Annotated in this window: 20 protein-coding genes; 7 read left to right on the top strand and 13 right to left on the bottom strand. The window is 67.1% G+C overall.

From position 1 onward, the window contains the following. Window positions 1-29 precede the first annotated feature (29 nt). Window positions 30-1,247, bottom strand: a complete 1,218-nt coding sequence (locus RJT68_RS16785; RefSeq protein WP_407037675.1) for a mandelate racemase/muconate lactonizing enzyme family protein — start codon at window positions 1,245-1,247, stop codon at window positions 30-32. A 22-nt stretch (window positions 1,248-1,269) separates the two neighbouring features. Beyond that, window positions 1,270-2,394: a mandelate racemase/muconate lactonizing enzyme family protein gene (locus RJT68_RS16790; protein ID WP_407037676.1), complete on the bottom strand. Its 1,125-nt coding sequence runs from the start codon at window positions 2,392-2,394 to the stop codon at window positions 1,270-1,272. A 91-nt stretch (window positions 2,395-2,485) separates the two neighbouring features. Here RJT68_RS16790 and RJT68_RS16795 point away from each other — a divergent pair, with 91 nt between their 5' ends. Next, a complete protein-coding gene (locus tag RJT68_RS16795; RefSeq protein ID WP_407037677.1) occupies window positions 2,486-3,784 on the top strand; it encodes a DUF362 domain-containing protein in 1,299 nt (432 codons plus the stop codon). A 1-nt stretch (window position 3,785) separates the two neighbouring features. Here the strand turns inward: RJT68_RS16795 and RJT68_RS16800 are convergent, their stop codons facing one another. Beyond that, window positions 3,786-4,589, bottom strand: coding sequence for an IclR family transcriptional regulator (locus tag RJT68_RS16800; protein WP_407037678.1), 804 nt, complete (start codon window positions 4,587-4,589; stop codon window positions 3,786-3,788). A gap of 392 nt (window positions 4,590-4,981) precedes the next feature. On the opposite strand from RJT68_RS16800, the gene RJT68_RS16805 reads away from it, so the two are divergent. The 4 genes from RJT68_RS16805 to RJT68_RS16820 all read left to right on the top strand — a co-directional run bounded on the left by RJT68_RS16805 (window position 4,982) and on the right by RJT68_RS16820 (window position 8,108). After that, window positions 4,982-5,767, top strand: coding sequence for an SDR family oxidoreductase (locus RJT68_RS16805; protein WP_407037679.1), 786 nt, complete (start codon window positions 4,982-4,984; stop codon window positions 5,765-5,767). Next, on the top strand, window positions 5,764-6,114 hold the full coding sequence (locus tag RJT68_RS16810; protein ID WP_407037680.1) for a cupin domain-containing protein: 351 nt from the start codon (window positions 5,764-5,766) through the stop codon (window positions 6,112-6,114). The genes RJT68_RS16805 and RJT68_RS16810 overlap by 4 nt, the downstream gene beginning before the upstream one ends. Beyond that, window positions 6,111-6,932, top strand: a complete 822-nt coding sequence (locus tag RJT68_RS16815; RefSeq protein WP_407037681.1) for a fumarylacetoacetate hydrolase family protein — start codon at window positions 6,111-6,113, stop codon at window positions 6,930-6,932. The genes RJT68_RS16810 and RJT68_RS16815 overlap by 4 nt, the downstream gene beginning before the upstream one ends. Window positions 6,933-7,142: 210 nt before the next feature. Beyond that, window positions 7,143-8,108 (top strand): hydroxyacid dehydrogenase, encoded by a 966-nt coding sequence (locus tag RJT68_RS16820; protein ID WP_407037682.1) that lies wholly within the window; start codon window positions 7,143-7,145, stop codon window positions 8,106-8,108. A gap of 644 nt (window positions 8,109-8,752) precedes the next feature. On the opposite strand, the gene RJT68_RS16825 is transcribed toward RJT68_RS16820, so the two are convergent. The 9 genes from RJT68_RS16825 to RJT68_RS16865 form a co-directional block, all read right to left on the bottom strand. Next, a complete protein-coding gene (locus RJT68_RS16825; RefSeq protein WP_407037683.1) occupies window positions 8,753-9,772 on the bottom strand; it encodes a TIGR03617 family F420-dependent LLM class oxidoreductase in 1,020 nt (339 codons plus the stop codon). 146 nt (window positions 9,773-9,918) lie between these two features. Then, window positions 9,919-10,680, bottom strand: coding sequence for an IclR family transcriptional regulator (locus tag RJT68_RS16830; protein ID WP_407037684.1), 762 nt, complete (start codon window positions 10,678-10,680; stop codon window positions 9,919-9,921). A gap of 371 nt (window positions 10,681-11,051) precedes the next feature. Continuing rightward, a complete protein-coding gene (locus tag RJT68_RS16835) occupies window positions 11,052-12,677 on the bottom strand; it encodes a long-chain fatty acid--CoA ligase (RefSeq protein WP_407037685.1) in 1,626 nt (541 codons plus the stop codon). Beyond that, complete coding sequence (locus RJT68_RS16840; RefSeq protein ID WP_407037686.1) at window positions 12,674-13,198, bottom strand: Zn-ribbon domain-containing OB-fold protein; 525 nt, start codon at window positions 13,196-13,198, stop codon at window positions 12,674-12,676. Before RJT68_RS16840 ends, RJT68_RS16835 begins: the two co-directional genes overlap by 4 nt. Next, entirely contained in the window at window positions 13,195-14,391 is a 1,197-nt protein-coding gene (locus RJT68_RS16845; protein WP_407037687.1) for a thiolase C-terminal domain-containing protein, read from the bottom strand. The genes RJT68_RS16840 and RJT68_RS16845 overlap by 4 nt, the downstream gene beginning before the upstream one ends. Window positions 14,392-14,393: 2 nt before the next feature. After that, on the bottom strand, window positions 14,394-16,343 hold the full coding sequence (locus RJT68_RS16850) for a 3-hydroxyacyl-CoA dehydrogenase/enoyl-CoA hydratase family protein (RefSeq protein ID WP_407037688.1): 1,950 nt from the start codon (window positions 16,341-16,343) through the stop codon (window positions 14,394-14,396). 108 nt (window positions 16,344-16,451) lie between these two features. Beyond that, complete coding sequence (locus RJT68_RS16855) at window positions 16,452-17,888, bottom strand: SLC13 family permease (RefSeq protein ID WP_407037689.1); 1,437 nt, start codon at window positions 17,886-17,888, stop codon at window positions 16,452-16,454. 117 nt (window positions 17,889-18,005) lie between these two features. Further along, complete coding sequence (locus RJT68_RS16860; protein WP_407037690.1) at window positions 18,006-19,349, bottom strand: CoA-binding protein; 1,344 nt, start codon at window positions 19,347-19,349, stop codon at window positions 18,006-18,008. 162 nt (window positions 19,350-19,511) lie between these two features. Further along, window positions 19,512-22,625 (bottom strand): FAD-binding and (Fe-S)-binding domain-containing protein, encoded by a 3,114-nt coding sequence (locus tag RJT68_RS16865; RefSeq protein WP_407037691.1) that lies wholly within the window; start codon window positions 22,623-22,625, stop codon window positions 19,512-19,514. Window positions 22,626-22,765: 140 nt separating this feature from the next. Here RJT68_RS16865 and RJT68_RS16870 point away from each other — a divergent pair, with 140 nt between their 5' ends. Continuing rightward, a complete protein-coding gene (locus RJT68_RS16870; protein ID WP_407037692.1) occupies window positions 22,766-23,167 on the top strand; it encodes an acyl-CoA thioesterase in 402 nt (133 codons plus the stop codon). A 67-nt stretch (window positions 23,168-23,234) separates the two neighbouring features. Here the strand turns inward: RJT68_RS16870 and RJT68_RS16875 are convergent, their stop codons facing one another. Next, window positions 23,235-23,981, bottom strand: coding sequence for an ABC transporter ATP-binding protein (locus RJT68_RS16875; RefSeq protein ID WP_407037693.1), 747 nt, complete (start codon window positions 23,979-23,981; stop codon window positions 23,235-23,237). A gap of 195 nt (window positions 23,982-24,176) precedes the next feature. Here RJT68_RS16875 and RJT68_RS16880 point away from each other — a divergent pair, with 195 nt between their 5' ends. After that, on the top strand, window positions 24,177-25,415 hold the full coding sequence (locus RJT68_RS16880) for an ABC transporter substrate-binding protein (protein ID WP_407037694.1): 1,239 nt from the start codon (window positions 24,177-24,179) through the stop codon (window positions 25,413-25,415). Window positions 25,416-25,442: the final 27 nt, after the last annotated feature.

Below are 25,442 nucleotides of genomic sequence, written 5' to 3' on the forward strand. Positions count from 1 at the left end.
CCGTCACACGCCCCGGAGGTGATCACGAATCAGAACCCCTCCGTTCCCTCGAGGCGGTGGGCCTCGGCGACGTCCTCGTCGAGTTCGACGCCGATGCCGGGCGATTCGGGGACCTCGATGTAGCCGTCCTGGATGAGCGGCTCGTCGCGGACCAGCAGGTCGTCCCACCAGTCCACTTCGAGGGCGTGGAACTCGAGGACGTCGAAGTTCGGGATGGCGGCGCCGAGGTGGACGCAGGCCATCGTCCCGATCGGGCTGCAGACGTTGTGCGGGGAGATGGGCACGTAGTTCTCCTCGGCGCGGTCGGCGATCCGCATCGTCTCGCCGAGCCCGCCGACGGTGGTCGGATCCGGCGTCACGATGTCGACCCCGTGCTCGTAGATCAGTTCGGACAGCTCGTGGACGCGAAAGCGGTTCTCGCCGGTTGCGATCGGCGTTTTCGTCGCCTTCGTGACCTCGATCTGGGCGTCGACGTTCTCCGGCGGGATGAGGTCTTCGAGCCACATGAGGTCGTAGGGCTCGAGTTTGTGGGCGAGCCGTTTGGCGCTCTCGACGGAGTAGTCCCAGTGGCAGTCGAACGCGAGGTCGACGTCGTAGCCGATCTCCTCGCGGACCGCCTCGACGATCTCGCGTTTGTACTCGATGGCCGCGTTGTCCAGCCGGCCGTTGAACGGGTCGGGCTCGTTGTCCATCTCGAGGTCGAGGTCGAACTTCAGGGCCGAAAACCCCACGTCGACGACCCGTCGGGCCTCGTTCGCGTACGCCTCGGGCGAGTAGGCCTCCGCGTCGGCGTACTCGGTGTAGCCGTCTTCGACGGCGTAGGCCTCGCCGGCGTGGCAGTCGCAGTAGATGCGAACCTCGTCGCGGAACTTTCCGCCGAGCAGCTGGTAGACGGGGACGTCGAGGACCTTTCCGGCGACGTCCCACAGCGCGATCTCGATGCCGGAGGCGGCGGTGATGACCTTGCCCGTCGTCCCGCCGTGACCCGACATCTCCTGGATGATCCGCCGGAAGAGTCGCTGGACGTCGAGGGGGTTTTCGCCGATCAGGAAGCGTTTGGTGTACTCGACGAGTTCGGGGATCCCGCCGCCGCGGTAGGATTCGCCGATCCCCGTGACGCCGGCGTCGGTTTCGATCTGGATCAGGTTCCACTCGAAGTTACCCTCGACGACGCAGGTCCGGATGTCGGTGATTTCGACCTCGCGGTCGGACGTTCGGTTCGTGATCTGGTTCGAGAAGTCTTTCATGATAGTGAGCAGGTGTGGGTATTCATTGGTACGATTCGTACGTTCGCGCGAAGCGCTCGAGCGCGTCTTCGTCCAGGCGGACGCCGTGACCGGGGTCGTCGGGGAGTCGAATCGACCCCGAGTCGTCGGGTGCCAGCGGCGTTTCGACGACGTCGTCGAACACCTTCACGTCCATGTCGCGGTAGAAGTACTCCACCCAGAGCCCATTTTCGATCGCTCCGAGCAGCGACGCGTGAAGGTTCCAGTTGTAGTGCGGGGCGATCTGCACGTCGTTGGCCGCCGCGTAGTGGGCGATCTTGAGCCACTCCGTGATCCCCCCGCAGACGGTCGCGTCGGGCTGTAAGATGCCCGCGGCGCCGTCGTCGTACAGGCGCTCGAAGGCGTAGCGCGGTCCCTCGAGTTCGCCCGTCGCGACCGGGTAGGTGATGGCGTCGTTGACAGCCGTCATGGCGCCGACGCTGTCGATCATGACCGGTTCCTCGATGAAGTAGGGGTCGTAGGGTTCGAACGCGCGACAGGCCCGGATCGCCTCCGGGGCGCCCGACCAGGCGCCGTTCGCGTCGAGCAACAGCGTCCGGTCGGGCCCGATCTCGTCGCGAACGGCCGCCACGCGCTCTCCCTCCTCGGGAATCGACAGACGACCGACCTTCATCTTGACGACGTCGTGACCCTCGTCGAGGTATCGGCGCATCTCCTCGCGGAGGCCGTCGTGGCCCTTCTCGTCCCGGTAGTAGCCCCCGCTGGCGTAGGACGGGACCTCGTCGGCGTGGCCGCCGAGGAGTTTGTACAGCGGCTGGTCGGCCGCCTTCGCCTTGACGTCCCAGAGGGCGATGTCGACCGTGGAGATCGCCCGGAGGAGGACGCCGGATCGTCCGATCTGGACCGTCCCGTCGAACATCTCGCGCCACAGCCGTTCGGTGTCCCGCGGATCCTCGCCGACGAGGATCGGCTCGAGCAGGGACTCCACCGCGTCGGCGATGAGCCCCGCGCCCTCGTACCCCAGCGAGTAGCCGACGCCCTCGTGACCGTCGTCGGTACGGACGTAGGTGATCGCGTGATCGCGGTAGGTGAGGGTCCGGTTCGAGAAGGACACCGGCTCTTCCAGCGGTATCGCCACTGGAAATGACTCGACGTGGTCGATCTCCATACCGAGAGCACGAGCGAGTACCGTTAAAGCGACTGACGTTCCGGCAATACTAACCAGGGAGAATTATACGTCCCGCCCCTAGAGGGTCGGTATGGAGTTTCCCGACACGGACGACGTCGCGTCCCTCATCGATCCGCAGCCGTTCCCGTCGTTCGCGCGCGTCAGGTACGAACCGGACACCGTGACGCTCGCTGACCCCCTCGAGGCGGTTCGTTCGGAGCTCGACCGGCTCCCGTTCGACGACCTCGAGCCCGGCTCGACGGTCGCGATCGGCGTCGGGAGCAGGGGAATCCACGGCATCGACGACGTCGTCGCCGAAACGGTGTCGGCCGTCGACGAGCGTGGGCTCGAGCCGGTCGTCGTTCCGGCGATGGGCAGTCACGGCGGGGCGACCCCCGAGGGCCAGCGCGAGATCCTCGCCGCCCTCGAGATCACCGAGGAGCGCGTCGGCGCGCCGATCGACGCCCGCATGGACGTCGAACTCGTCGACCGGGTGGACGTCGAGGGGACGACCACCCCCGTCTACCTCTCGACGGCCGCCCTCGAGGCCGACGCGGTGATGGTGATCAACCGGGTCAAGCCGCACACGAACTTCACCGGCCGGATCGAGAGCGGACTCTGCAAGATGCTGACCGTCGGCCTGGGAAAGCAACGCGGCGCCCAAGCGTTCCACTCGACGGCGATCGAACGGGGGTACGTTCCGACGATCGAAGCGCTGGTGACGGCCATCAGGGACGCCGCACCGATCCTCGGCGGACTGGCGCTCGTCGAGAACTTCTACGAGGAGACCGGCCACGTCGAGGCGATCCCCGCGTCGGACCTCGAACGGCGCGAACCGGACCTGCTCGAGCGCGCCCGAGCGGAGATGGCGACGCTCCCGACCGACGAACTCGACCTGCTCGTCGTCGACGAGATCGGCAAGGAGATCTCCGGGGCGGGCATGGACACGAACGTGATCGGTCGGTACCGCGTCCTCAACGCCCCCGATCCGGAGACGCCCGCGATCGACCTCGTATACGTCCGCGGACTCACGGACGAGACGAGCGGAAACGGGAACGGGATCGGCCTCGCCGACATCACCCGGCGGGCCGCCGTCGAACAACTCGACCTGCAGAAGACGTACGCGAACGCCCTGACGAGCGGGTCGCTCGCGAAGGCGAAGGTCCCGCCGGTGGCCCCGAACGACGAACTCGCCCTCAGAGTCGCGCTGAACGCGCTCGGCGGGTACGACCCGGAGACGGTCACGGTCGCCTGGATCGAGAACACGACCGACCTCGCCGAGTTCCACGTCTCGGAGGCGCTGCTCGAGGAGATCGAAGACGACGTCACCGTTCGAGAGCGGACGCGACTCGCGTTCGAAGACGGGACCGCGACCTTCGAGCCGGCGTAGCTCACTCGACGACGTGGTCCGCCGACCCGTCGGACGACTCGTAGGTGACGTGTAACTCGAGTTCGTTCGCGGCCGCGAGCAGGCGGTCCGCGAGGTCGTTCTCCAGTCGCTCGCCGTCGAGTCGGTGCGACGGGCCGGCGACGGCCAGGGCGCCGATGACCGCACCGTCGCGCCGGACGGGGACCGCGGCGCCGTTGATCCCGTCGACGTGTTCCTCCCGGTTGAACGCGACCCCCCGCTCGCGAACCCGCTCGAGTTCCGCGTACAGCTCCTCGCGATCCGTGATGGTGTTCTCCGTGAGCGCCGGCATCTCCCACCGGTCGAGGATCTCGTCGACGCGCTCGCGCGGGTAGTGTGCGAGGATGGATTTGCCGGCGGACGCGCAGTGGAGGTGGATCTGCCGACCGACGCCGAAGCCGGCGCGGACGGCCTTGTTCCCCGTTTCCACGTGGACGTAGATTCCGAGCCCGTGATCCTCGACGACGAACTGCGAGCGCTCCTCGGTTCCGTCGGCGAGGGTCCGCACGTACCGACCGGCCATCTCGTAGGCGGGGTCCCTCGTCCGCGCCGCTCGCCCGAGGCGGGCGAAGCGGAGTCCGATCTGGTACCGCTCCCCGTCACGAGAGACGTACCGGAGATCGCAGAGCGTGTTGAGGTGTCTGTGTGCGGTGCTCTCGGTGAGGTCGAGCTCGGCCGCGATCTCCGAGAGTCTGGCCGGCCCGTTCTCCTGGAGCGCGTGGACGATGTCGAAGCTCGTCTTCGTGCTCGCGATCCGATTTCCACCACCCGGCTTTCGCGTTCCCATGACACGGTGTTGCGCTCGAGGGCATATATATTCCACTATGCGGAACTCCTCACGGCCGGCCCGCAGCGATTCGGCTGTCTGACCGTCGAATTCGCGGGTGAAGGGTTCGGTTCCGGACGGGTATCTTCCGCATAACGGAAATTTGTGACAGTCTATGAGACTCGATTTACAGATATACGGTCGTAAATGTCAGGGAAAAAGTGGGCTGCCGGGAGGCAGTTCGCCCGTTGGCCGTAGCGTTCGACCGCGCTCCCGACCGTCGCGGGTAGATAGAGGCGGTTGCGGCCGACTCCGCCACCAATTCCGCGATGTGGAAATCGTTAGTGAGCGGTCGGCGGACGGTTACCGGAACGCGAAGATTTTTCCCCTTTTCCTCGGGGATTACGGACGAAATGGATCTCCAGATAGACGGCAACGCGGCCCTGGTAACGGCATCGTCGAGCGGCCTCGGCAAGGCCTCGGCGAAGGCGCTCGCCCGCGAGGGCGCGAACGTCGTGATCAACGGTCGCGACGAGGACCGACTCGAGGACGCGAGAACCGAGATCGAGGCCGTGGCCGACGGACGCGTCGTCGCCCAGCCCGGTGACCTCACGAACGCCGACGATATCGAAGCGCTCGTCGAGACGACCGTCGACGAATTCGGCGGGATCGACCACCTCGTGACGAGCGCGGGCGGCCCGCCGTCCGGCCCGTTCCTCGAGACCGACGACGAGGACTGGTACCACGCCTACGACCTCCTCGTGATGAGCGTCGTCCGCCTCGCGCGGGAGGCCGAACCGTACCTCCGCGAGGGCGACGGGACCATCGTCTCCATCACCTCCCGCAGCGTCAAGGAGGCCATCGACAGCCTCGTGCTGTCGAACTCGGTCCGCATGAGCGTCATCGGCCTCGAGAAGACCCTCTCGAAGGAGTTCGCACCCGACGTTCGGGCCAACGCCGTCCTTCCCGGCCCGCACGAGACCGAGCGCATCGAGAACCTCGTCCAGCAGGCGGTCGACCGCGGCGACTACGACTCCTACGAGGAGGGCCTCGACGACTGGGCGGCCAACCCCCTCGAGCGGATCGGCGATCCGATGGAACTCGGGAACACGGTGGCGTTCCTCAGTTCGCCGCTGTCGGGGTACATCAACGGCGAGAGCGTCCTGATCGACGGCGGGTCGACGGGGGCGAACCTATGAAGCCGGTCGACTTCGACGAGGCCGAGACGTACGAACCCGAGGACGGCTGGCGGCGCGTCTCGCTGGCGGGAAGCGACCAGTTCTCCTTCGAGTGGTTCGAGAAGCCGCCGGGGCACAGCTCCCCGATGCACGACCACGAGAACGAGCAGGTCTGTCTCTGCCTCGCCGGGGAGCTCACCGTCACGAACGAGGCGGGCGAGTCGGTCACCCTCGAGCGGTACGACTCCGTCCTGCTCGAGTCGGACGAACCACACCGGGTGGAGAACACCGGCGACGAACTTGCCGTCGGACTCGACGTCTTCGCCCCCGGCCGCTCGTTCGACTTCTGGACGGAGCGCGACGAATGAGGTACCTCGCGCGCACGGCCGACGGCCGACCGCTCCTGGGCGACGAGGACGGGTTCGTCCCGCTCTCGGCGGCCCTTCCGGACGTCTCGAGCGTCCGCGAGGCGCTTCCGCTGGCCGCCGACGGAGCGCTCCCCGACCTCGAGACGGTCCCCGCCGATCGGATCGACCGCGAGCACGTCCGGTTCGGCCCGCCCCTCGAGCGGTTCGGCAAGCTGTGGGGGATCGGATTGAACTACGCCGAGCACGCCGGCGACCTGGACGAGGAGCGACCCGACGAACCGGCGAGCTTTCTGAAGCCGACGAGCGCGGTCACCGGCCCGGGCGGCCCGATCCGCCTCCCGCCGGCCGACCAGAGCGACGGCGTCACGGCCGAGGCCGAACTCGCCGTGGTGATGGGGCGAACCTGCCGGTCCGTCGACGAAGCCGAGGTCGACGACGTGGTCGCCGGGTATCTCCCCGTCATCGACATGACCGCCGAGGACATCCTGCAGCGAAATCCACGATTCCTGACGCGGGCCAAGAGCTTCGACTCGTTCCTCGTCGTCGGCCCGACGATCGCCGTCCCCGACGAACCGCTCGCCCTCGAGGAGTTGACGGTCCGAACGATCGTCAACGGGACTGTCGCGGCCGAAAACGAGGTTCGAAACATGCTGTTCCCCCCGCGGGAGATCGTCTCGTTCCACTCCGAGGTGATGACCCTCCAACCGGGAGACCTCTTCAGCACGGGGACCCCCGGCGCCGAGCCGATCGATCCGGGCGACCGCGTCCGCGCGAGCGTCGAGACCATCGGGAGCGTCGACGCCCCGGTCGTTCGCTGATCGCCGACCGGCCGGTCCCCTCGAATCGATCGACGAGAGGGGGGGACGGGGCGATCGATCAACCGATGGACGATGGGATCGAACGACACACGACACCGAACGGATGCGACGACCGACTCGTAAACGGACACGACTGATGATCGACCAATCCCCACGACGCCGAACCGAAGCGTATCGACGAGCCACCACCCGCGACGGACCGGAGGGTCGATGACGACGGACCGCTGGCGCGTCCTCGTGACGGAGCCGATCGACGAGGCCGGCCTCGAGCGCCTCGAAGCGGTCGCCGACGTCACCCGGTGGGACGCGTACGACGACGAGACGCTCGCGCAGGAGATCGATCGGTACCACGCGATCGTCGTCAGGACGAAGGCGCTGTCGCCGGAGGTGATCGAACGCGCCGAGCGTCTCCGGGTCATCTCCAAACACGGCGTCGGGCTGGACAACGTCCCCGTCGAGGTGGCGAGCGAACGGAACGTGGCGGTCTGTAACCTCCCCGGAGTCAATACGCAGGAGGTGGCGGAACACGCCCTCGCGCTCCTGCTCGCCGTTCGCAAGACGGTTCTTCCGACGAACGCCGCGCTCGCGGACGGGTCCTGGGACCGGGCCGACTGTCGCTCGCGAACGATCAAGGGGGACACCCTCGGCCTCTTCGGCTTCGGCCACGCCGGTCGGACCCTCGCCGAACTGGCTCACGGAATCGGTCTCTCGTGCGTCGCGTACGATCCGTACGTCCGGGACGCGGATCTTCCGCTCCACGTCGCCGGCGTCGAGACGAAACGCGAGTTGTTCGCTCGAGCCGACTGCGTGAGCGTCCACACACCCCTCACCGACGAGACTCGCGGCGCCGTCGGCGCGGACGAACTTCAGTTGCTTCCCGACACCGGCGTCGTCGTCAACACCGCCCGTGGCGGGATCGTCGACGAAGACGCGCTCCTCGCCGCGCTCGAGGCCGGCGAAATCGCGGGGGCCGGGATGGACGTCTTCGTCGACGAACCGCCCGCCCCCGATCACCCGCTGGTCGAACGGGACGACGTGGTCGCGACGCCTCACATTGCCGGGACGACGGTCGAGTCCCTCCGACGGATGAGTATCGGCGCGGCGAACAACGTTCGGCAGGTGCGCGACGGCCGGCTACCCGAAACCACCGTGAACGCCGACGACATCGATCGCTAATCGCCATCACGCACCTCGATCATCGTCCGAAGCGTGTGGCCGACCGCCAGTTCGACGTCGCGTTGGGAGAGCGCATCCGAAGCGACGAGAACCGACGTCCACGTGGTCACTGCGGGCCGGTGAACGTCACTCACCGACGCCTTCTGCGATCGCTGGGACGTTCGGGTGGTTCTCCCGTCGCGGTTCCTTCGATCTCGAGTCATCCACCCTATTTACCATACCTGTATAATAATAAGTAGTCTGGTACTCGAGCGGATCGTCTCCAACGGTCCATCTTCACTCGTGGTTTCGGCGGTCGTAGATTCGAGTGAACGCCGAGAACGTCGAAACCGTAATTTGATCCACTAGCGGCCGATACCCCACGTTGATAGGATGGGGGAGTAAATGGGAGTTCAGAAACGAACGGTGTTCTCGATATCACACCAATATCAACAGTATCTAAACCTATAGACGAAATAAGCCCACGTCAAGATATCGTGTTCCTTAATCAGCCGACGACCGAACGACAGTATTCTCGAGGTGCCGATCGCGGTCTCGAGCTGGAATCGCGGGATCACCCGCTGCCGTCGGATGTATCTGGTCCCATATAATATATAGAAACCCTCTGAATTCAGAACTAAATATCCGTGGCCACCGAAGCGCCGTTACTCGCCTTTGAGTTCGTCGATGACCCGGTTCCAGTAGTCGCCGCCGTCGAAGGTCAACTGGATGCGGTCCGCGACGCCGCCGTACTTCTCGAGGATCTCGTCCGCGAGTTCCTCGGACGGCGCTTCGATCGCGAAGGCGTCGACCATCTCGTCGGTGATCAGGTCGGCCATCTCCTCCCACTCGCCCTCCTTCGAGAGTTCGTGTAACTCCATCCCCACGTCTTTCCAGCCGTGGAGTTCGAGTACGTCGTGGTACGTTCGGGTCGATCCGTAGAAGGCGATCCGTCGTTTCACCTCTCGACGTCGCTCTGCCCGTTCGTCCTCGGTTTCACCGGTGATCAGGAACGGACTCGCCGAGAGCGTCACGTCGTCCGGGTCCCGGTCGCCGATCTCCGCGCCCTCGGCGACGAGCGGCGCGATCACCTCCTCGGTGTATTTCGGCGTGTTGAACGCGTGCATGCAGAGGCCGTCCGACACCTCACCGGCCATCTTCAGCATGTACTCGTTGACGCCGGCGACCCAGATCTTCGGCGGCCCGGTCTCGAGCGGGCCCGGGTTGAACTCCTCGGTCATCAGCGAGAACTGGTAGAACTCGCCGTCGAACTCGAGGTCCTCCTCCGTCCCCTGGAACACGTCGAAGATGTGTCGGAGCGCCAGCACCTCCTCGCGGAGTCGAGGGCCGGGGCGCTCCCACTCGAAGTCCACCGAGAAGCGACGCTCGTTGTGGCCCTTCACCTGGGTGCCGAGGCCGAGGATCATCCGGCCGTCGGAGAAGCGCTGGAGATCCCAGGCCGCGTACGCCAGCACCAGCGGCGAGCGGGTGAACGCCGTCGCGATGCGCGTTCCGACGTCGGTCTCGTCCGTTCGATCGGCGACGAGGGGAAGCGGGAGGAACGGGTCCTCGTCCAGTTCTGGCGTGAAGACGCCGTCGAACCCGAACTCCTCGGCCCGTTTGGCGAGCGTCGCGGACTCGGTCGACAGTCCCTTGATCGGCGTGTCAATTTGTAGATCGGTCATAGATAGCTCGTACCAAGGCAGGTGCGGAGTTAGAAGTACCGGTAACGGAAAATTCGGGCGCTCGCCCGGCAGTTCGAACGAGCGCCGAACGAATCACGGACGCGTCGGCGACTCCACCGATCGAACGTCCGACGTTCCCCCCGCGTTCACGTCCCGTAGCGGTACTTGATCGTGATCGAATCGATCGTCTCCTGCACCTTCCGACGGAGGGTGCGCTGGTAGTCCTCGTCGCTGATCCGACCCGTCGGACCGACGATCCCGACGGCACCCTCGAGCCGCCCGTCGACGATGATCGGCGCCGCGATCAGGCCCATACCCGTCACCTGCTGATCCCAGTCGACGGCGTACCCCTGCTCTCTCACGTCCTCGAGTTCGGCCCGAAGCGTCCCTTCGTCGGTGATCGTCCGGTCGGTCACCCGCGTCAACCCCTGCTCCTCGAGGATCTCGTCGGTCCGCTCGTCGGGGAGGTACGCGAGGAGCACCTTTCCGCTCGCGTTCGTGTGGAGCGGGATCGTCATCCCCGAGTAGATCCCCAGCTCGAGCGACCGATCGCCGAACGCCCTGTGCAGGATCACCGCCTGCCCCGACTCTTCGACCACGAGCGACACGAGCTCGCCCGTCTGCTCCGCGAGGTCGTTCAGTAGCACCTCGGCGACCTGGAAGAGGTCGTTGCGGTGTTTGATCCGCGAACCTGTCGTGAGGAACCTATAACTGAGTCGGTACTCGCCGCCGTCGTTGATGACGTACCCCGTCTCCGCCAGCGTGCTGAGGTAGGCGTGCGCGGTGCTCTTCGGGACGTCCAGCCGATCGGCGATCTCGGACGGGCCGGCACCGTTCGTCTCCCAGAGCACCTCGAGGACGGTGAACGCCCGAAGGATCGACGACATCGCGGACGATCGGTCGGACATAGTCGTCGGTCGGACCGTCGGCCGATAAATTATTCGGTATTGTTGGACGGATTGAGATGGCGTCTACGAATCCAATCCCCTTAATACGCCCGAATGTATGATCGAGAGGGGAGATTGTACCGTCTATGGACGGTGAACACGCGTTTCGAAAAACCGGCAGAGAGACCCGGGTAATTACACACTTACGTTCGTAAATAACGAGGAGGAGTCGCGGACAGTCGATACTTTTTAGGCGTGTTCAGGGGAAGAGAACGCGGAGAGTTCAGTACTGTTGGACGGAGGTTCCGGCGGCGTCCCCGGACACCGAAATTCGCGACGATACCCGACGGTGCGGGCGAAACGGTGACGCAAATCGGAGAGCGGCGACGGGACTACTCCTCGAGCGGCAGTTCGCCGTACTCGTCGACGAACTCGTCCCGGAGGACCTTCTTGTCGAACTTCCCGGTCGTCGTCTTCGGAATCGATTCGCAGAAGAAGATCTCGTCGGGGAGCCACCACTTGGGGAACCGCCCGAGGAGGTGTTCTCGCATTTCGTCCGCGGAAACCCCCTCCGCCGAGGCCACCACGTAGGCGACGGGGCGCTCCTCCCACTTGGGGTGTTCGACGCTGATCACCGTCGCCTCCTCGACGGCGTCGTGGGCCATGATCTCGTTCTCGAGTTCGAGCGAGGAGATCCACTCGCCGCCGCTCTTGATGACGTCGTCGAGGCGGTCGACGACCTCGAGGTAGCCGTACTCGTCGATCACGCCGACGTCGCCGGTCTTGAACCAGCCGTCCTCGGTGAACGACGCCTCGGTCTCGTCCGGTCGGGCGTAGTACTCGTCGATGAGCCACGGCGCCCGGGCCTGGATCTCGCCGGTCGACTCGCCGTCGTGGGGAACGGGGTTCCCCTCGACGTCACGGAGGCGGATCCGGACGCCCGGCGCGGGGAGGCCGGGTTTCATCTCCTGCTGGTACCGTTCGCTGTCGGACAACTGCCGCACCTCCGTCGTCGTCATCGTGTTGACGAGGTGCGGCGCCGCCTCGGTCATGCCGTACCCCTGCTTGATGGGTGCGCCGATCTCCGTGTCGAACTTCTCCATGAGCCACTCGGGCGGCGACGTGCCGCCGATGAGAACGCGATCGAGAGTCTCGAGTTCGACGTCGTCGCGCTCGTCGTAGAACCGGGCCATCTCGAGCCAGACGGTCGTGACCGCCGCGGTGACGGTCACGCCCTCGCGGTCGATGAGTTCGGCGATCTGCTCGGCGTCGGTCTTCTGTCCCGGGAGGACGAGCTTCGAGCCGCACATCGTCGCCGTGTAGGGCAGCCCCCAGCCGTTGACGTGGTACATCGGGACGACGGGCATCACCGCGTCGTTCTCGCTGATCCCGAAGACGTCGACGTGACTGTGGGTCACCGCGTGGAGGTAGAGGCTCCGGTGCGTGTAGGGCGCGCCCTTCGGAAGCCCCGTCGTCCCGGAGGTGTAGCAGATGCCCGCCTCGTCGTCCTCGTCGATCACGGGCCAGTCGTACCCGGGGTCCCGTCCCTCGAGCAGGTCTTCGTAAGCGGAGACCGGCTCGAGGTCGGTTTCCGGAACCTCGTCGTCGAGGATCACGTAGTGCTCGACGGTCTCGAACTCGTCGGCGACGCGCTCGACGGTCTCCACGAACTCGGGGTCGACGAAGACGACCTCGTCTTCGGCCTCGTTGACGATCTCGACGAGGTGCTCGTCGGGGAGCATGTGGTTCGTCATGTGGATGCTCCGGCCGCTGCACGGGAGCGCGAAGTACAGCTCGTAGTGGCGGTAGTGGTTGATCGCCATCACCGACAGGCGCGTCCCCGGGTCGATCCCGAGGTCGTCGAGGGCGTTCGCGAGTCGCCCCATCCGCTCGTAGGCGTCGGCGTACGTGTACCGGTGGGTCGTTCCGTCGGGCAGTTCCGAGACGATCTCCTTGTGGTCGAACAGGTCGGTCGCCCGCTCGATCAGTACCTGTAACGTGAGTTCGTAGTCTCTCATGTCGAATCACCGTCGTCGTTCGCGTTCGCCGGTTCGAACCGATAGAACACCCGTTCTTCGTCGGTCGGACCGTCGATCTCCACGATCTTCAGCGCCACCGGATCGCCGATCTCGAGGTCGTCGTAGGCCGCGCCGTCGACCCGAGCCGACAGTGTGACCGGGCCGAGGTCGACGACGCCGACCACGTACGGGACGTCGTGTTCGGCCAGTCCGATCGGCAGGCCGCCGCGCACCTCCGAGAAGGCGAACAGTTCGCCCTCGTGGGGGAGGTCAACGTACTCGAGGTCGTCGCCCGTACACTCGGGGCAGACGATCCGGGGCGGGAAGTGGATCTCGTCGCAGTCGCGACAGCGGGTCGTCGTCAGCCGGCCCTCCCGGAGGTTCTCGTAGAACTCGTGGATCTGCGTCTGGTCGTCGGTCTGTAGCTCGTAGAAATCGAGCAGTCGGGGGAGCTCGATCTCGTTCGGGACCGAGACGCGCTCTCGCGTCGGGTCGTGGGTGTCGTCGTTTGCGTCAGTCATTTCGGATCACGGTCGAAGACCATCACGCTGTGCACCGAGCCGCTCCCGCTCAGGTTGTGGATCAGGCCGGTCTCGGCGCCCTCGACGAGCCTGTCGCGTTCCACGGTGCCCTGGAACTGGTTCGTCACCTCGAGCGCCTGGGAGACGCCCGTCGCGCCGAGCGGGTGGCCGCAGCCGAGCAGGCCCCCTCGCGGGTTCACGGCGACGTCGCCGTCGAGGTGGCTTCGGCCGTCCTCCACGAACTGCCCCCCTTCGCCGCGCTCGGCGAAGCCGAGTTCCTCGTACTCGATGATCTCGCTGATCGAGAAGCAGTCGTGGACCTCCGCGACGTCGATCTCTGCGAGCGGATCCTCGATGCCCGCCCCCTCGTACGAGGTCTGGGAGGCCTTCCGGGCCTGGGGCCAGCCGCTGAACGACGGGAGGTTGTTGATCGAGTTGCCCGCCATCGAGGACTGGCCGCTGCCGACGATCCAGGCCGGGGTGTCGGTCACCTCGCGGGCCTTCTCCTCGCTCATGAGGATCACGCCCGCGGCGCCGTCGGTGATCCCGCTGCAGTCGAAGAGGTGCAGCGGCGGGGCGATCTCGGGCGACTCCTCGACGTCAGCCGGATCGATCGGCTTCCTGAACTGGGCGAAGTCCGTCTTCGCGGCGTGGCTCTTGTTCTTCGCCGCCACGAGCGAGAGTTGCTCGCGGGTCGTCCCGTACTCGTGCATGTGTCGCTGGGCGTACCACGCGAAGAAGGGCGGGGCCGTGAGACCGTTGACGCCGTCGAACTCGCGGTCGAGGACGTTCGACATCGACCCCTGCATCTCCGGCATGCGCTCGCGGCCGAGGTTCATCTTCTCGACGCCGAGGACGAGCGCGCAGTCGAGTTGCCCGGCGGCGATGGCGAGCCACGCGTACCGCAGCGCGGCCTGGCCGCTCGCGCAGGCCAGTTCGGTCCGGGCGATCATCGAGTCCACGTCGATGCCGAGCAGTTCGGCCACCATCGGCGCGACGTGTGTCTGGTAAGAGAAGCGCTCGGGCTGGACCGTGCCGACGAACAGCCCCTCGATGTCCTCCGGGCCGACGTCGGGGACGGCGTCGAACGTCGCCTTCCCGCCCTCCTGGGCGAGATCCTTCCAGGTCGCGTCGCGCTCGCCCCACTCCGCGTGTCCGCCGCCGACGACGGCGACGTTTCGGGTCGCGCTCACGGTCACTCACCCTCGAACCGCGGCTCGCGGTTCTGCCTGAACGCCGTCACGCCCTCGAGCATGTCGTCCGTCGTCGCCAGCAGCGCGAACGCGTGCTTCTCCATCTTGAGCGCCGTCTCGAGGCTGGCCTCCTGCCCGTCGTTGATGACCTCCTTCGCGGCCTTGAGCGCTATCGGCGGCCCCGAGACCAGGTCGTCGACGATGTCGTCGACGGTCTCGTCGAGTTCGTCGCCGGGGACGGCGTGGTTGATGATACCCCACTCTTCGGCCCGAGCGGCGTCGAACTGCATCCCGCGGAACACCATCTCTTTCGTTCGGGCCTCGCCGACGAGGCGGACGAGGCGCTGGGTGGCGCCGCCGCCGGGGATCACGCCGAGGGTCGTCTCGGGCGTGCCGATCGTCGAGTCCTCGGTCGCGACGCGGATGTCGCAGGCCAGCGCGAGTTCGATCCCCGCGCCGAGGCAGAAGCCGTCGATCTTCGCGACCGTCGGCCGGTCGAACTCGTAGACCGTCTGGAACACGTCGTCGGGGTCCATGATGTCGGTCGGCTCGCCGGCCGTGAAGCCGGTGATGTCCGCGCCGGAGCTGAACGCCCGGTCGCCCGCACCGTCGAAGACGACGCAGGAGACCTGGTCGACGTCGACGTCGGAAAGCAGCCGATCGATCTCAGCGAACATGTCCTCGGACATCGAGTTCAGCCGCTCCTGGCGGTCGAGCGTGACCTCGAGGACGCCGTCCTCGTCCAGTTCCCAGTCGACGTAGAAGTACGGGGGATCGACGCGGTAGTCGTAGAACCCTTTTCCGGCGCCCTCGCCGGTCCAGCCCTCCTCGACGAGTTCGACGAGGTAGTCGGCGGGCTCGTAGCGCTCGGCGTCGTAATTGTCGGAGAGTTCCTCGAGCTTCTCGAGAACGACGTCGAGGCCGAGGCGATCGCCGCGCCGGCACATCCCCTCGGGGAAGTTGCCGCCGAGGCGACAGCCGATGTCGATCTCCTCGGGCGTCGCGACGTCGTTGCCGACGAGCCACGCGGCCTTGTTGATCATCACGGCCTCGGTCCTGAGCGCGTCGTATCCGCCCGAGTCGGTCGGTTCGTAGTCGACGCCGTCGCCGTCCTCGTAGTCGTAGAATCCCGCCCCGCTCTTGCGGCCGAGGTTGCCCTCGTCGACCAGTTCCTCGACGATCGGCGGGACCGGCTGGTCGGACTCCGCGCGGAAGTGGTAGCCGATGTCGATGCCGCCGAAGTCGTTGAGTTCGAACGGCCCCATCGGGAACCCGCGCTCGTAGACCATCGTCGCGTCGGCCTCCCGGACCGTCGTCTCGCCGTTCGACAGCATCCAGGCGGCCTCCTCCATGTACGGGACGAGGACGGTGTTCACGACGAAGCCGTGGACGTCCTTGCGGACGTAGATCGGCGTCTTGTCGATCGACTCGACCCACTCGTAGGCCGTCCGTGCGGTCTCGTCGCTCGTCTCGTCGCCGTAGGTGACCTCCACGAGGTCCATCTTCACCGGCGGGTTGAAGAAGTGGAGGCCGACGACCCGATCCGGCCGATCCGTCGCCTCGGCGATCTCGGAGATCGAGAGGCTTGAGGTGTTCGACGCCAGGATGGCGTGGTCGGGCGCGTGCTCGTCCACCGACGAGAACGTGTCCCGCTTGATGTCCATCCGTTCGGGAACCGCCTCGATCACGAGGTCCGCGTCGTCGACGGCCTCGGCGAGGTCGGTGGTCGTCTCGACGCGCGAGAGGACGGCGTCGCTCGACTCGTCGATCCGCCCCTTCTCCTCGAGTTTCTCGAGGGACCACTCGATGTTCTCGTAGCCCTCCCGGACGATCTCCTCCTCGATGTCGCGGATCGTCACGTCGTAGCCGCCGAGCGCCGCGAGTTCCGCGATACCATGCCCCATACTGCCTGCACCCAGCACTGCTACTCGCTCTACCGTGTCACTTGCCATCAGTGATTCATTGCGCGATTGAATACTATATATCTTTGGAGAAGGGGCCGTCGAAACCCGAGCGACGGGGATTCCGTCCGCAATCGGGGAGCGGTGATCGGACGAGCGTCAGTAGAGGAGTTCGAACAGTCCGAACTGGAGGGGGAGCAGGAGCAGGATCGTCGCGACGGAGCAGGCGACCGTCGTTCGGATCAGTTCGCGCGTCTCGACGTCACCCTCGGCGAGAATGACGATGAGGACGGCCGACTGGTAGGGGAAGAAGTACGAACTCAGGGCCATCGCCTCGGCCATGAGGACGGGCGTGAACGGGAGGCCGGCCGCCTCGACGTACGGGATCAGGATCGGCGTGAGGACGCTCGCGACGGCCAGCCCCTCCATCAGGAACGCGAGCCCGAAGGTGATGAAGAACACGCACGCGAGGATCACCGCGAGCGGGGCGTCGGTCGGGACGAACTCGAGGAGGTGCGTGGCCGCCTCGTCGGTGAACCCGGACTCGGTCAGGCCGTCGCCGATGGCGAACACGGCGGCGATGAAAAACAGGATGGAGAAGTCGACGTCGCCCCCCACCCCGTCGAAGTCCACGACGCCGATTCCCGGCAGGAACGCGAGCACGACGACGACGACCGCGCCGACCACCGGGTGGAAACCGTGGACGAAGTCCGTCGCCCAGACGAGCGCGCCGACGAGCAGGAAGGCGAGCATGCGTCGTTCGGTCGTCCCGAGGACCGCACCGCCGTCGCCGCTCCCGTCGGCCGCGGGCAGGTCGACGCTCGAGTCGGGCGACGGCCGAAAGAGAAAGTAGATCACGGCGACGACGAGCAGGACGCGAGTGATACCCATGATCGGGTACATGTGGAGCCACCACTCCGACCAGGAGACCGTGTGATCGGCGATCGACTGGCCGAAGCCGGTGATGATGATGTTCGGGAGGTCGGCGGTCAGGATTCCCGAGGAGCCGTAGAACGTGGCGAACAGCGGGCCGAGATAGATTCCGACGCGGGCCTCCCGGGAGTCGAAGAGCGATCCGGTCTCCCGGAGGAGCGGCGCCACCACGAGGATGCGCACGAGCGCGGAGGGGACGAGCAGGGCGAGGGCGTGGGCGCCGAGCGAGAGCGCGAGCAGCAACCGGCGGTACGTCCGCACTGGATCGGACGCGACGGCGTCGGAGACGCTCCGCGTCGCGATCAGCCGTCCCGCCTCGGTCGCGAGGCCGCTGCGACGGGTCGCCTCGCCCATCAGCAGTCCGAACCCGATGAGCCACGTCGCCGGTTTCTGAAAGCCCGAGAGCGCCAGGTCGGTCGAGGCGGTCACCGCGATCAGCCCGATCCCGATGAGGCCGGTGTACGACGGCGGAACGGGGGTCAGAATCCAGAGGACGATGCAGAAGAGCGTGATCGCGAGCATCGCCGCTGCGGCGGGTGCGTCCGCCGGGGCCGTCGCCACCGATCCGGAGCCGAGCGCCCACGTCGCGAGGCCGACGAGCGCCGCCAGGGAGAACGCGAGCGGCGGTGATCGAACCGTTTCGATCGCGTCCGAACGAGTCATTGTCGAGCACATCTCAGTACGACGGTAAAACTCTCGCGGATCCCCGGCCGCGAGTTCGGCACCTCGAGACGGACGCCGTCCCCGTCGGCGGACGCGGGCCGAACCTGGGCCCGCGGCTCACTCCCCCTCCGATCCCGAAATCGACTCGACGAGGGCCGCCACCGCCTGCGCCCCGCGCTCGGGCGTGTCGAACGTTGGAATCCCGAGGGCCTCCATCTGCTCGCGCTCGTCCCGCAGGGCCTCGTGCGGGCCGGCGACCGTGAAGAGGATTGGCTTGTCGACGTCCGCCGCGAGCGCCTCGAGTTCCGCCACGGGGTAGCCCAGCGAGTCCTCGTAGATCTCGTAGACGAGGACGATGTCGACGTTCTCGTCCCGGCCCACGGCGTCGACGACCTGCCCGAACTCCGGCATCGGTCGACCGGTGTCGACGGGGTTCTCCGCGTACGTGATCCCCTCGAGGAGGTCGTCGACGCGCTCGCGCGTCTCCTCGGTCAGTTTCGGGAAGACGGCGCCGGCGTCCTGGAGGGAGTCGTTGATGATGATCCCCGGTCCGGCCTGGGCCGTGACGACGCCGACGTTCGGACCGTCGGGCGTCGGCGCGTCGGCGAGCGCGCGGCCGGCGTCGAGCAACTCGGTCGTCGAGGAGACGGTCACCAGGCCGGGCCGGTCGAACGCCTCCTCGTACGTCGCGTCGGCCTGCAACGGGGCCGCCGTGTGGGCCCGCGCGAAGTCGGCGTCGGCGCCTTCGCCCACCTTGTAGGCGACGATCGGGGTCTCCGCCTCCTGGCAGACCTCGAGGAACCGGTCGACGTCCTCGGTCCCCTCGACGTGGAGGACGATCGCCTCGGTGTCGGGGTCCTCGTCGAGGACGGGGATCACGTCCGCGAACTCCGTGTTGACGCGGTTGCCGAGGCCGAACATCGCCGAGGTGCCGTACCCCTCGCGGGTCAGGTGGAACGACAGGGTGATCGCGACGCCGGCGCTCTGAGCCACGATCCCCACGTTCCCGCTCTCGACCTCGCGGATCCGCGGGACGAACGAGCCGTAGAGGTCGTCGCCCGGGATCGCGTAGCCGGCCGTGTTCGGCCCGAGGATCGTGATATCGTACTCGTCGGCGATCTCGGCGATCCGCTCCTGGAGCTCCCGGCCCTCGCCGCCCATCTCGGCGAACCCGCCGGCGAAACTCACGGCGGCGCCGACGCCCGCCTCGCCGCACTCCTCGAGGACGCCAGGCTGGAGGTGGCGCGGGACGCACAGCAGCGCGAGGTCCGCGTCGGTCTCGGCGACCGAGTCGACGAACTCGTAGCCGTACACGGTTCCGGAACTCGAGGGGTTCACGGGGTAGATCTCGCCGTCGTAGGCCTCGACGTTGGACATCGCGTCGTTGCCGAGCTTTCCCGGCGTCGCCGACGCCCCGACGACGGCGATTCCGTCCGGTTCGAAGAGGTCGGAGAGAGTCATACGCACACAGACCGAGTATGACACCATAAATTCCGCGGAACGCGATACCGTGACGCTCGCGGACCGTCGGTTCCCGTCGGTACGGTCACCCGCCGTGGGCGCCGGTGAGCGTCACCCGCCGTCGGCGTCGATGCGGTCACCCGCCGTCGGCGCCGGTGAGCGTCATTGACGCTCGGCGCGCGGAAGGGCGCGGGCGAGCAGTTCGATCGGCGTCGGCGGTTCGCCCCGGTCGAGCGCGGTGCCCGCCAGCGAACTGTCGGCCGGGACCGGATCGATGCGGCCGTCGGCGAACTGGGTCCGACAGGACGTCCCCGGCGCGGTCACGACCGTCGCCTCGCTCTCTTCCACCTGTTCGAAGAGGATGTCGCCGATGGCGCGGCTCAGGGAGTAGTGTTCGGCCTCGTAGCCGAACGTCCCCGCCATGCCGCAACAGCCCGAATCGAGCGGGTCGACCGCGTAGCCCGCCCGTCGGAGGACGCCGACGGCGTGGTGGTCTTTCTTCTCGGCCTTCTGGTGGCAGTGGCCGTGGTACGCCACCGACTCGGCCGGCGCGGACCAGTCGACGCCCTCGTCCAGGCGGAAGGTATCGAGGTACTCGCAGACGCCGTAGGTGTTCGCGGCCACCTCCTCGACGGCGGTTCCCGAGAGCAGGTCGAGCGCGTCCGACTGGAACATCACGGCGTCCGAGGGCTCGACGAGCACGACGTCCCAGCCGTCGCGGACGCGCGGGTGCAACTCCGCGACGTTCGCCGACATCGCGTCCCGAGCCCGATCCACGAACCCCTTCGAGAGCGCGGGGCGGCCGCTGTCGGTGCGCTCTGCAACGTCGACGCGGACGCCCGCGGCCTCGAGCACCCGCACGGCCGCCTTCCCGACCTCGGGGTGGCTGTAGTTGGTGTAGGTGTCGGCGAAGAGGACGGCCCGCCGCTCGGCGTCGCCTTCGGAGACTCGGGGGCCTCGCTTCGCGAACCAGTCCTGCAGCGTTTCGCGCCGGAACGCGGGGAGGGATCGCTCTCTCGCGATGCCGACCGTCTTCTCGGCGATCGCTCCCGACCCCGGCAGGGACGCCGCGAGGTTCGAGAGGGGGGCGAGCGCGCTCCCGACGGCCGCGAGCCGGTCGAAGTTCGCGAACAGCCTGTCCCGGAGGCTTGCACCCTCCTCCCGGTGGCGGGCGTGCATCACCTCCGTCTTCAGCTTCGCCACGTCCACGCCGCTGGGGCAGTCGCGCTTGCAGCCCTTGCAGCCGATGCAGAGGTCGAGCACCTCCTCGACGAACTCGTCGTCGGTCGGATCGTCGGGGAGGTCGCCGCTCATCGCCCGGCGGAGCAAGTTCGCCCGGCCGCGGGTCGCCGTGATCTCCTCGCCGGCGGCCCGGTAGGTCGGACACATCACGCCGCCGGTCGTCTCCTGGCCGCCGCGACAGCCGCCGCAGCCGTGGCAGAGTTCGACCATCCCCTGGAAGCCGTTCTCGTTGTCCCAGTTCAGCGCGGGTTCGAGTCCCGGGTCGTGAGCGTAGGCGTCGTCGTACCGGAGGTGCTCGGTCATGTCGTGGTCGCCGCAGACGTTGCCCGGATTGAGGAGCCAGTCCGGATCGAACGCCGTCTTCAGGTCGCGGAACGCCCGCCACAGGTCCTCGCCGTAGAGTTTGCGGTTCCACTGGGTGCGCGCCCGGCCGTCACCGTGTTCGCCCGAGACGCTGCCGCCGAACTCGACCACCGTGTCCGTCACCTCGTCGGCGATCGTCACCATGTCCTCGCGGTCCGCCGGGGTCTTCGTGTCGATCAGCGGGCGGACGTGGAGCACGCCCGGCCCGGCGTGGGCGTAGAAGGCCGCGTCCTCGTCCCGCCCGAGGTCCGCGAGCAGCGACTGGAACCGCTCGACGAACTCGGGGAGGCGTTCGGGCGGGACCGCGCAGTCCTCGATGAACGAGATGTGCTTCTCGTCGGACGTCCGCGAGAGCAGGATCGGGAGGCCGGCCTTCCGGAGCGTCCAGAACGTCTCGCGCTCGGCCTCGTCGTGGGCCTCGAGGCCGGCGAACGCGATCGTTTCCGCGGTGTCGGGCCGCTCCGCGGGCGGCGCCGCCTCGGTCTCGGCCCCCGGCGCGCGGTCGGCGAGGAGGCCCGCGGTCAACTCCCGGCCGTGGTCGTCGTCCTCGGCGTAGAACTCCACGAGCAGCCCCGCCTCCGCCCCGTCGGGAACGAGCGAGGCGGCCTCTTCGAACTCGGTCGTCCCGCGAGCCAGTCCGAGGAGCACGTCGTCGATGAGTTCCACCGCCGCCGGCTCGTGCTCGAGGACGTACTGCACGTCCGTCACCGCCTCGAGGACGCTCCCGTAGAACAACAGCGAGACCGCCTTCGTCTCCGGGGCGGGCTCGAGCGACACCTCCGCCTCAGTGACGACCGCCAGGGTCCCCTCGCTGCCGGCGAGCAGGCGCGCGAGGTTGACGGCGCCCGTCTCGGCCTCCTCGACGAGCGCGTCGAGGTTGTACCCCGAGACGTTGCGCTTCAGGTCGGGGAAGCGCCCGCGCACCGCGTCGGCCTCCTCGTCGACGATCCGGACGACTTCGGCGGACACGCGCTCGAGGATCGTCCCCTCTGGGTCCGCGCGCTCGCGGACCTCCTCGAGCGGAGTCTCGCCGAGCGTTTCGACCGTCCCGTCGGCGAGGACGACCTCGCACGCCTCGACGTACGCGTCCGTCTTTCCGTAGACGAGCGAGTGGGAGCCCGTCGAGTTGTTCCCGATGGCGCCGCCGATCGCGCTCCGATTTCCGGAGGCCGGATCGGGAGCGAACTTCAACCCGTGCGGCGCGAGGTCGGCGTTGAGGTCCGCGAGAACCGCCCCCGGTTGGACGCGGGCCCGCCGCTCGTCGGAGTCGATCGAGACGACGTCGTCCATGTACCTGGTGAAACCGAGAACGACGGCCTCGTTCACCGCCTGGCCGGCGAGGCTCGTCCCGCCGCCCCTGGGGAGCACCGGGATCTCCCGCTCCGCGCAGTAGGCGACGGTCGCCGCCACGTCGTCGGTCGATTCGGGAAAGACGACGCCGATCGGCGTCACCGCGTACGCGCTCGCGTCCGTCGCGTACAGCTGGCGCGTGTAGGTGTCGAACCGGACGTCCCCCTCGACGCGCTCGCGAAGGTCCCGGACGAGTGCCGGTCGTTCGACGTCGTCCGAGACGAAATCGTACGTCGCCCGGCGGTCGGTTGCCGGCGACGGTCCGCCGCCCCCGCCGTCGCGTCCGCCGCCTTCGAGTGTGCCATCTGATCCCGCAGTCATACCCACCACGTCGCGCTCGTCACAACTAAACGGTTCTGATGTTCGCGAGCGGCGATCGGTCGGAGGTGGAATCGCCTCGAGCGGAACGCCCGTTCGCCGGCGGGTTTATGCCGATCCGCGAGAGGTCTTCGGAACGAACCATGAGCTACACCCACACGTGGACCGTCCGTTTCTCGGACACGGACCCGTTCGGCATCGCCCACTACCCGCGCATGATCGACGCGATTCACGAGGCGTCGGACGCGTTCATGGAGCACGTCGGCTACCCGTACTGGGAGCTGACCGAGGAGCACGGGCTCGGCTTGCCGCTGGTCTCGATGGACTTCGACTTCACCGGGCAGGTCCGCGGCGGCGATCGGGTCGAGATCGAACTGACGCCGGAGGTCGGCGACTCGAGCGTCCGCTTCGAGTACGTCGCGACCCACGACGGCGAGGTCGTCTTCGAGGGCACGGAGTTCCGCGTCTGCGTTCCCGTCGACGGCGACGGCGGCGTGCCGGTTCCCGACGACCTCAGGGCGGCCCTCGAGCGCACCGACGAGTGACGCCGGCGCTGGTGCCGGTCCCCCGCGGCACCGCCGGCGGCGACGATTCGATCGGAGCGGCTCGGTCTCAGTCGCCCGCGGCGACGCCGGCGCCCTCTCCCGCGCTCTTCCCGAGGTACGCTTCGATGACGCGCTGGTCGTTCTGGATTTCCTCGGGGGTGCCGCGGGCGATGAGTTGCCCGTTGTCGAGGACGAACACGCGCTCGCTCACGGACATCAGCGCCCGCATCACGTGGTCGATGAGGAAGATCGTCTTGCCGCTCTCCTTGATGTCGCCGATGAGGTCGACGATCGCCTCCGTCTCGTCGGTGTCGAGCCCTCCCGCGACCTCGTCGAACAGCATCGCGTCGGGATCGGTCGCGAGGACGCGCGCGATCTCGAGTCGCTTGAGCGCGCCGACGCTCAGTTCGCCGGGTTTCGTGTGCGCCAGGTGGTCGAGGCCGACGAACTCGAGGGATTCGTACGCTTTCTCCCGCGGATCGTCGACCTCGCGGCCGCCGAACTCCGCGCCGACGGTCGCGTTCTCGAGGAGGGTCAGGTGTTCGAACGGCTTGACGATCTGGTGGGTCTTGACCAGCCCGCGGTGGCAGATCTCGTGCGGGCTCAGCCCCGTGATCTCGTCGCCGTCGAGGAAGACGTGCCCCTCGGTCGGCTCGTGGACGCCGGTGATGAGTCGAAACAGGGTGGACTTCCCCGCCCCGTTCGGCCCGATGAGGCCGACCGTCTCGCCGCGCTCGATGGAAAACGAGACGTCGTCGACGGCGAGGACTCCCCCGAAACTCTTCGTCAGATTCTCTCCTTCGAGTAGCGCCATTGTGCGCGGTGTTGACTACCCACCCGCATAAACCTACCCCTCGAACATCCGCCGAGGGAGCCCCGGGCGACGCCAGCGAACTCGGTTCAGGTCGCTCGATCGGTGAACTCGGAAACGGGGGGCGCCCCCGCGTATGATGGGCCATAATAAACCATATCATTTAATACGCTCGTCTCACATCTGACAAAGCAAGCCATGGTGAAGTCTACCAGCAACCGAACTAGGCGTTCGTACTTACAATCGACCGGGGCAATCGTCGGGGCGGCCGGGTTGGCCGGCTGTACGCTGCTGGGCAGCGACGAGGGCGGGGACGAACTCACCGTCGTGACGACGATTCCGGAAGAAGGGGCCTTCGCGTCGATGGCCGAGGAGATGACGCAGGGGTACGAACTCGGAGTCGCCCACATGGAAGAGGAGCTCGATCGGGAGGTGAAACTCGAGACCGCGAACGACGAGAGCGACCCGAGCGTCGTCATCGAGAAGCTCCGGGAGATGTCGTCCGAAGCCGACGTGATCTGGGGGAGCTTCTCGAGCGAACTCGTCACCGCGGGCAGCAGCGTCGCGGAGGACGAGGGGATCCCATTCGTCGCCGCATACTTCGCACAGGAGGCGCCCCACCGCAACGAGGAGTACGAGTGGACCTACGCGGCGTTCCCGAAGTCGAGGGACGTCGCGCGGGCGACGCAGAATCTCCTGGAGACCATCCCCGAGGAGGATCGTCCGTCAAACGTCGGCATCTGGGAGCCGAACTCCGACTGGGGCGAGGAGCAGTCCGACTACTGGGAGGAGACGCTCGGCGACGGGGGGTACGACGTCGTCCTCAGGGAGCAGTTCGAGTACGGCGCGAGCGACTTCTCGACGATGATCTCCCGGTCGGACGAGGAGGACGTCGAGATCCTCCTCTCGGTGCCGACGCCGCCGGACGGAATGACGATGGTCGAGCAGATGGAAGAACGCGATTTCGCGCCCGAGTTCGTCAAGTTCGTCCGCGCCGCCGACCCCACCGACTGGTGGAACCAGCTCAGTGAAAGCGGCGAGTACGTGTGCATGTGCCCGGGCTGGGTGCCCGGTATGACCGGCAACGGAAACGAAGGGATGTGGGACGCGTACGAGGAGGAGTACGGACTCGAAGACGGCAGTTACATCCGCACGGCGGTCGGCGGCGGGTACAACGTCGCCCAGGTGACCGCTCAGGCGATCGACGCCGCGGGCTCGACCGATCCGTCGGAGGTCCAGAACGCACTCCGATCGGAGGAGTTCGAGACGGTTATCGGGACGTTTAGCTTCGAGGAAAACGGGCTGCCGGCCGAGGGGGAACTGACGGCTCCGACAGGACAGTGGATCGACGGCAACCAGCACACCGTCTTCCCGGAGACCGACGACGAACGGGCCTCCGAACTCGAGTACCCGGTTCCGGACTGGAGCGAGCGATAACGCCCGGTTGACGATCCACGTTCACTA

The sequence above is a fragment of the Halovalidus salilacus genome, from assembly GCF_031852275.1.
In the GTDB taxonomy this organism is placed as follows: domain Archaea; phylum Halobacteriota; class Halobacteria; order Halobacteriales; family Natrialbaceae; genus Halovalidus; species Halovalidus salilacus.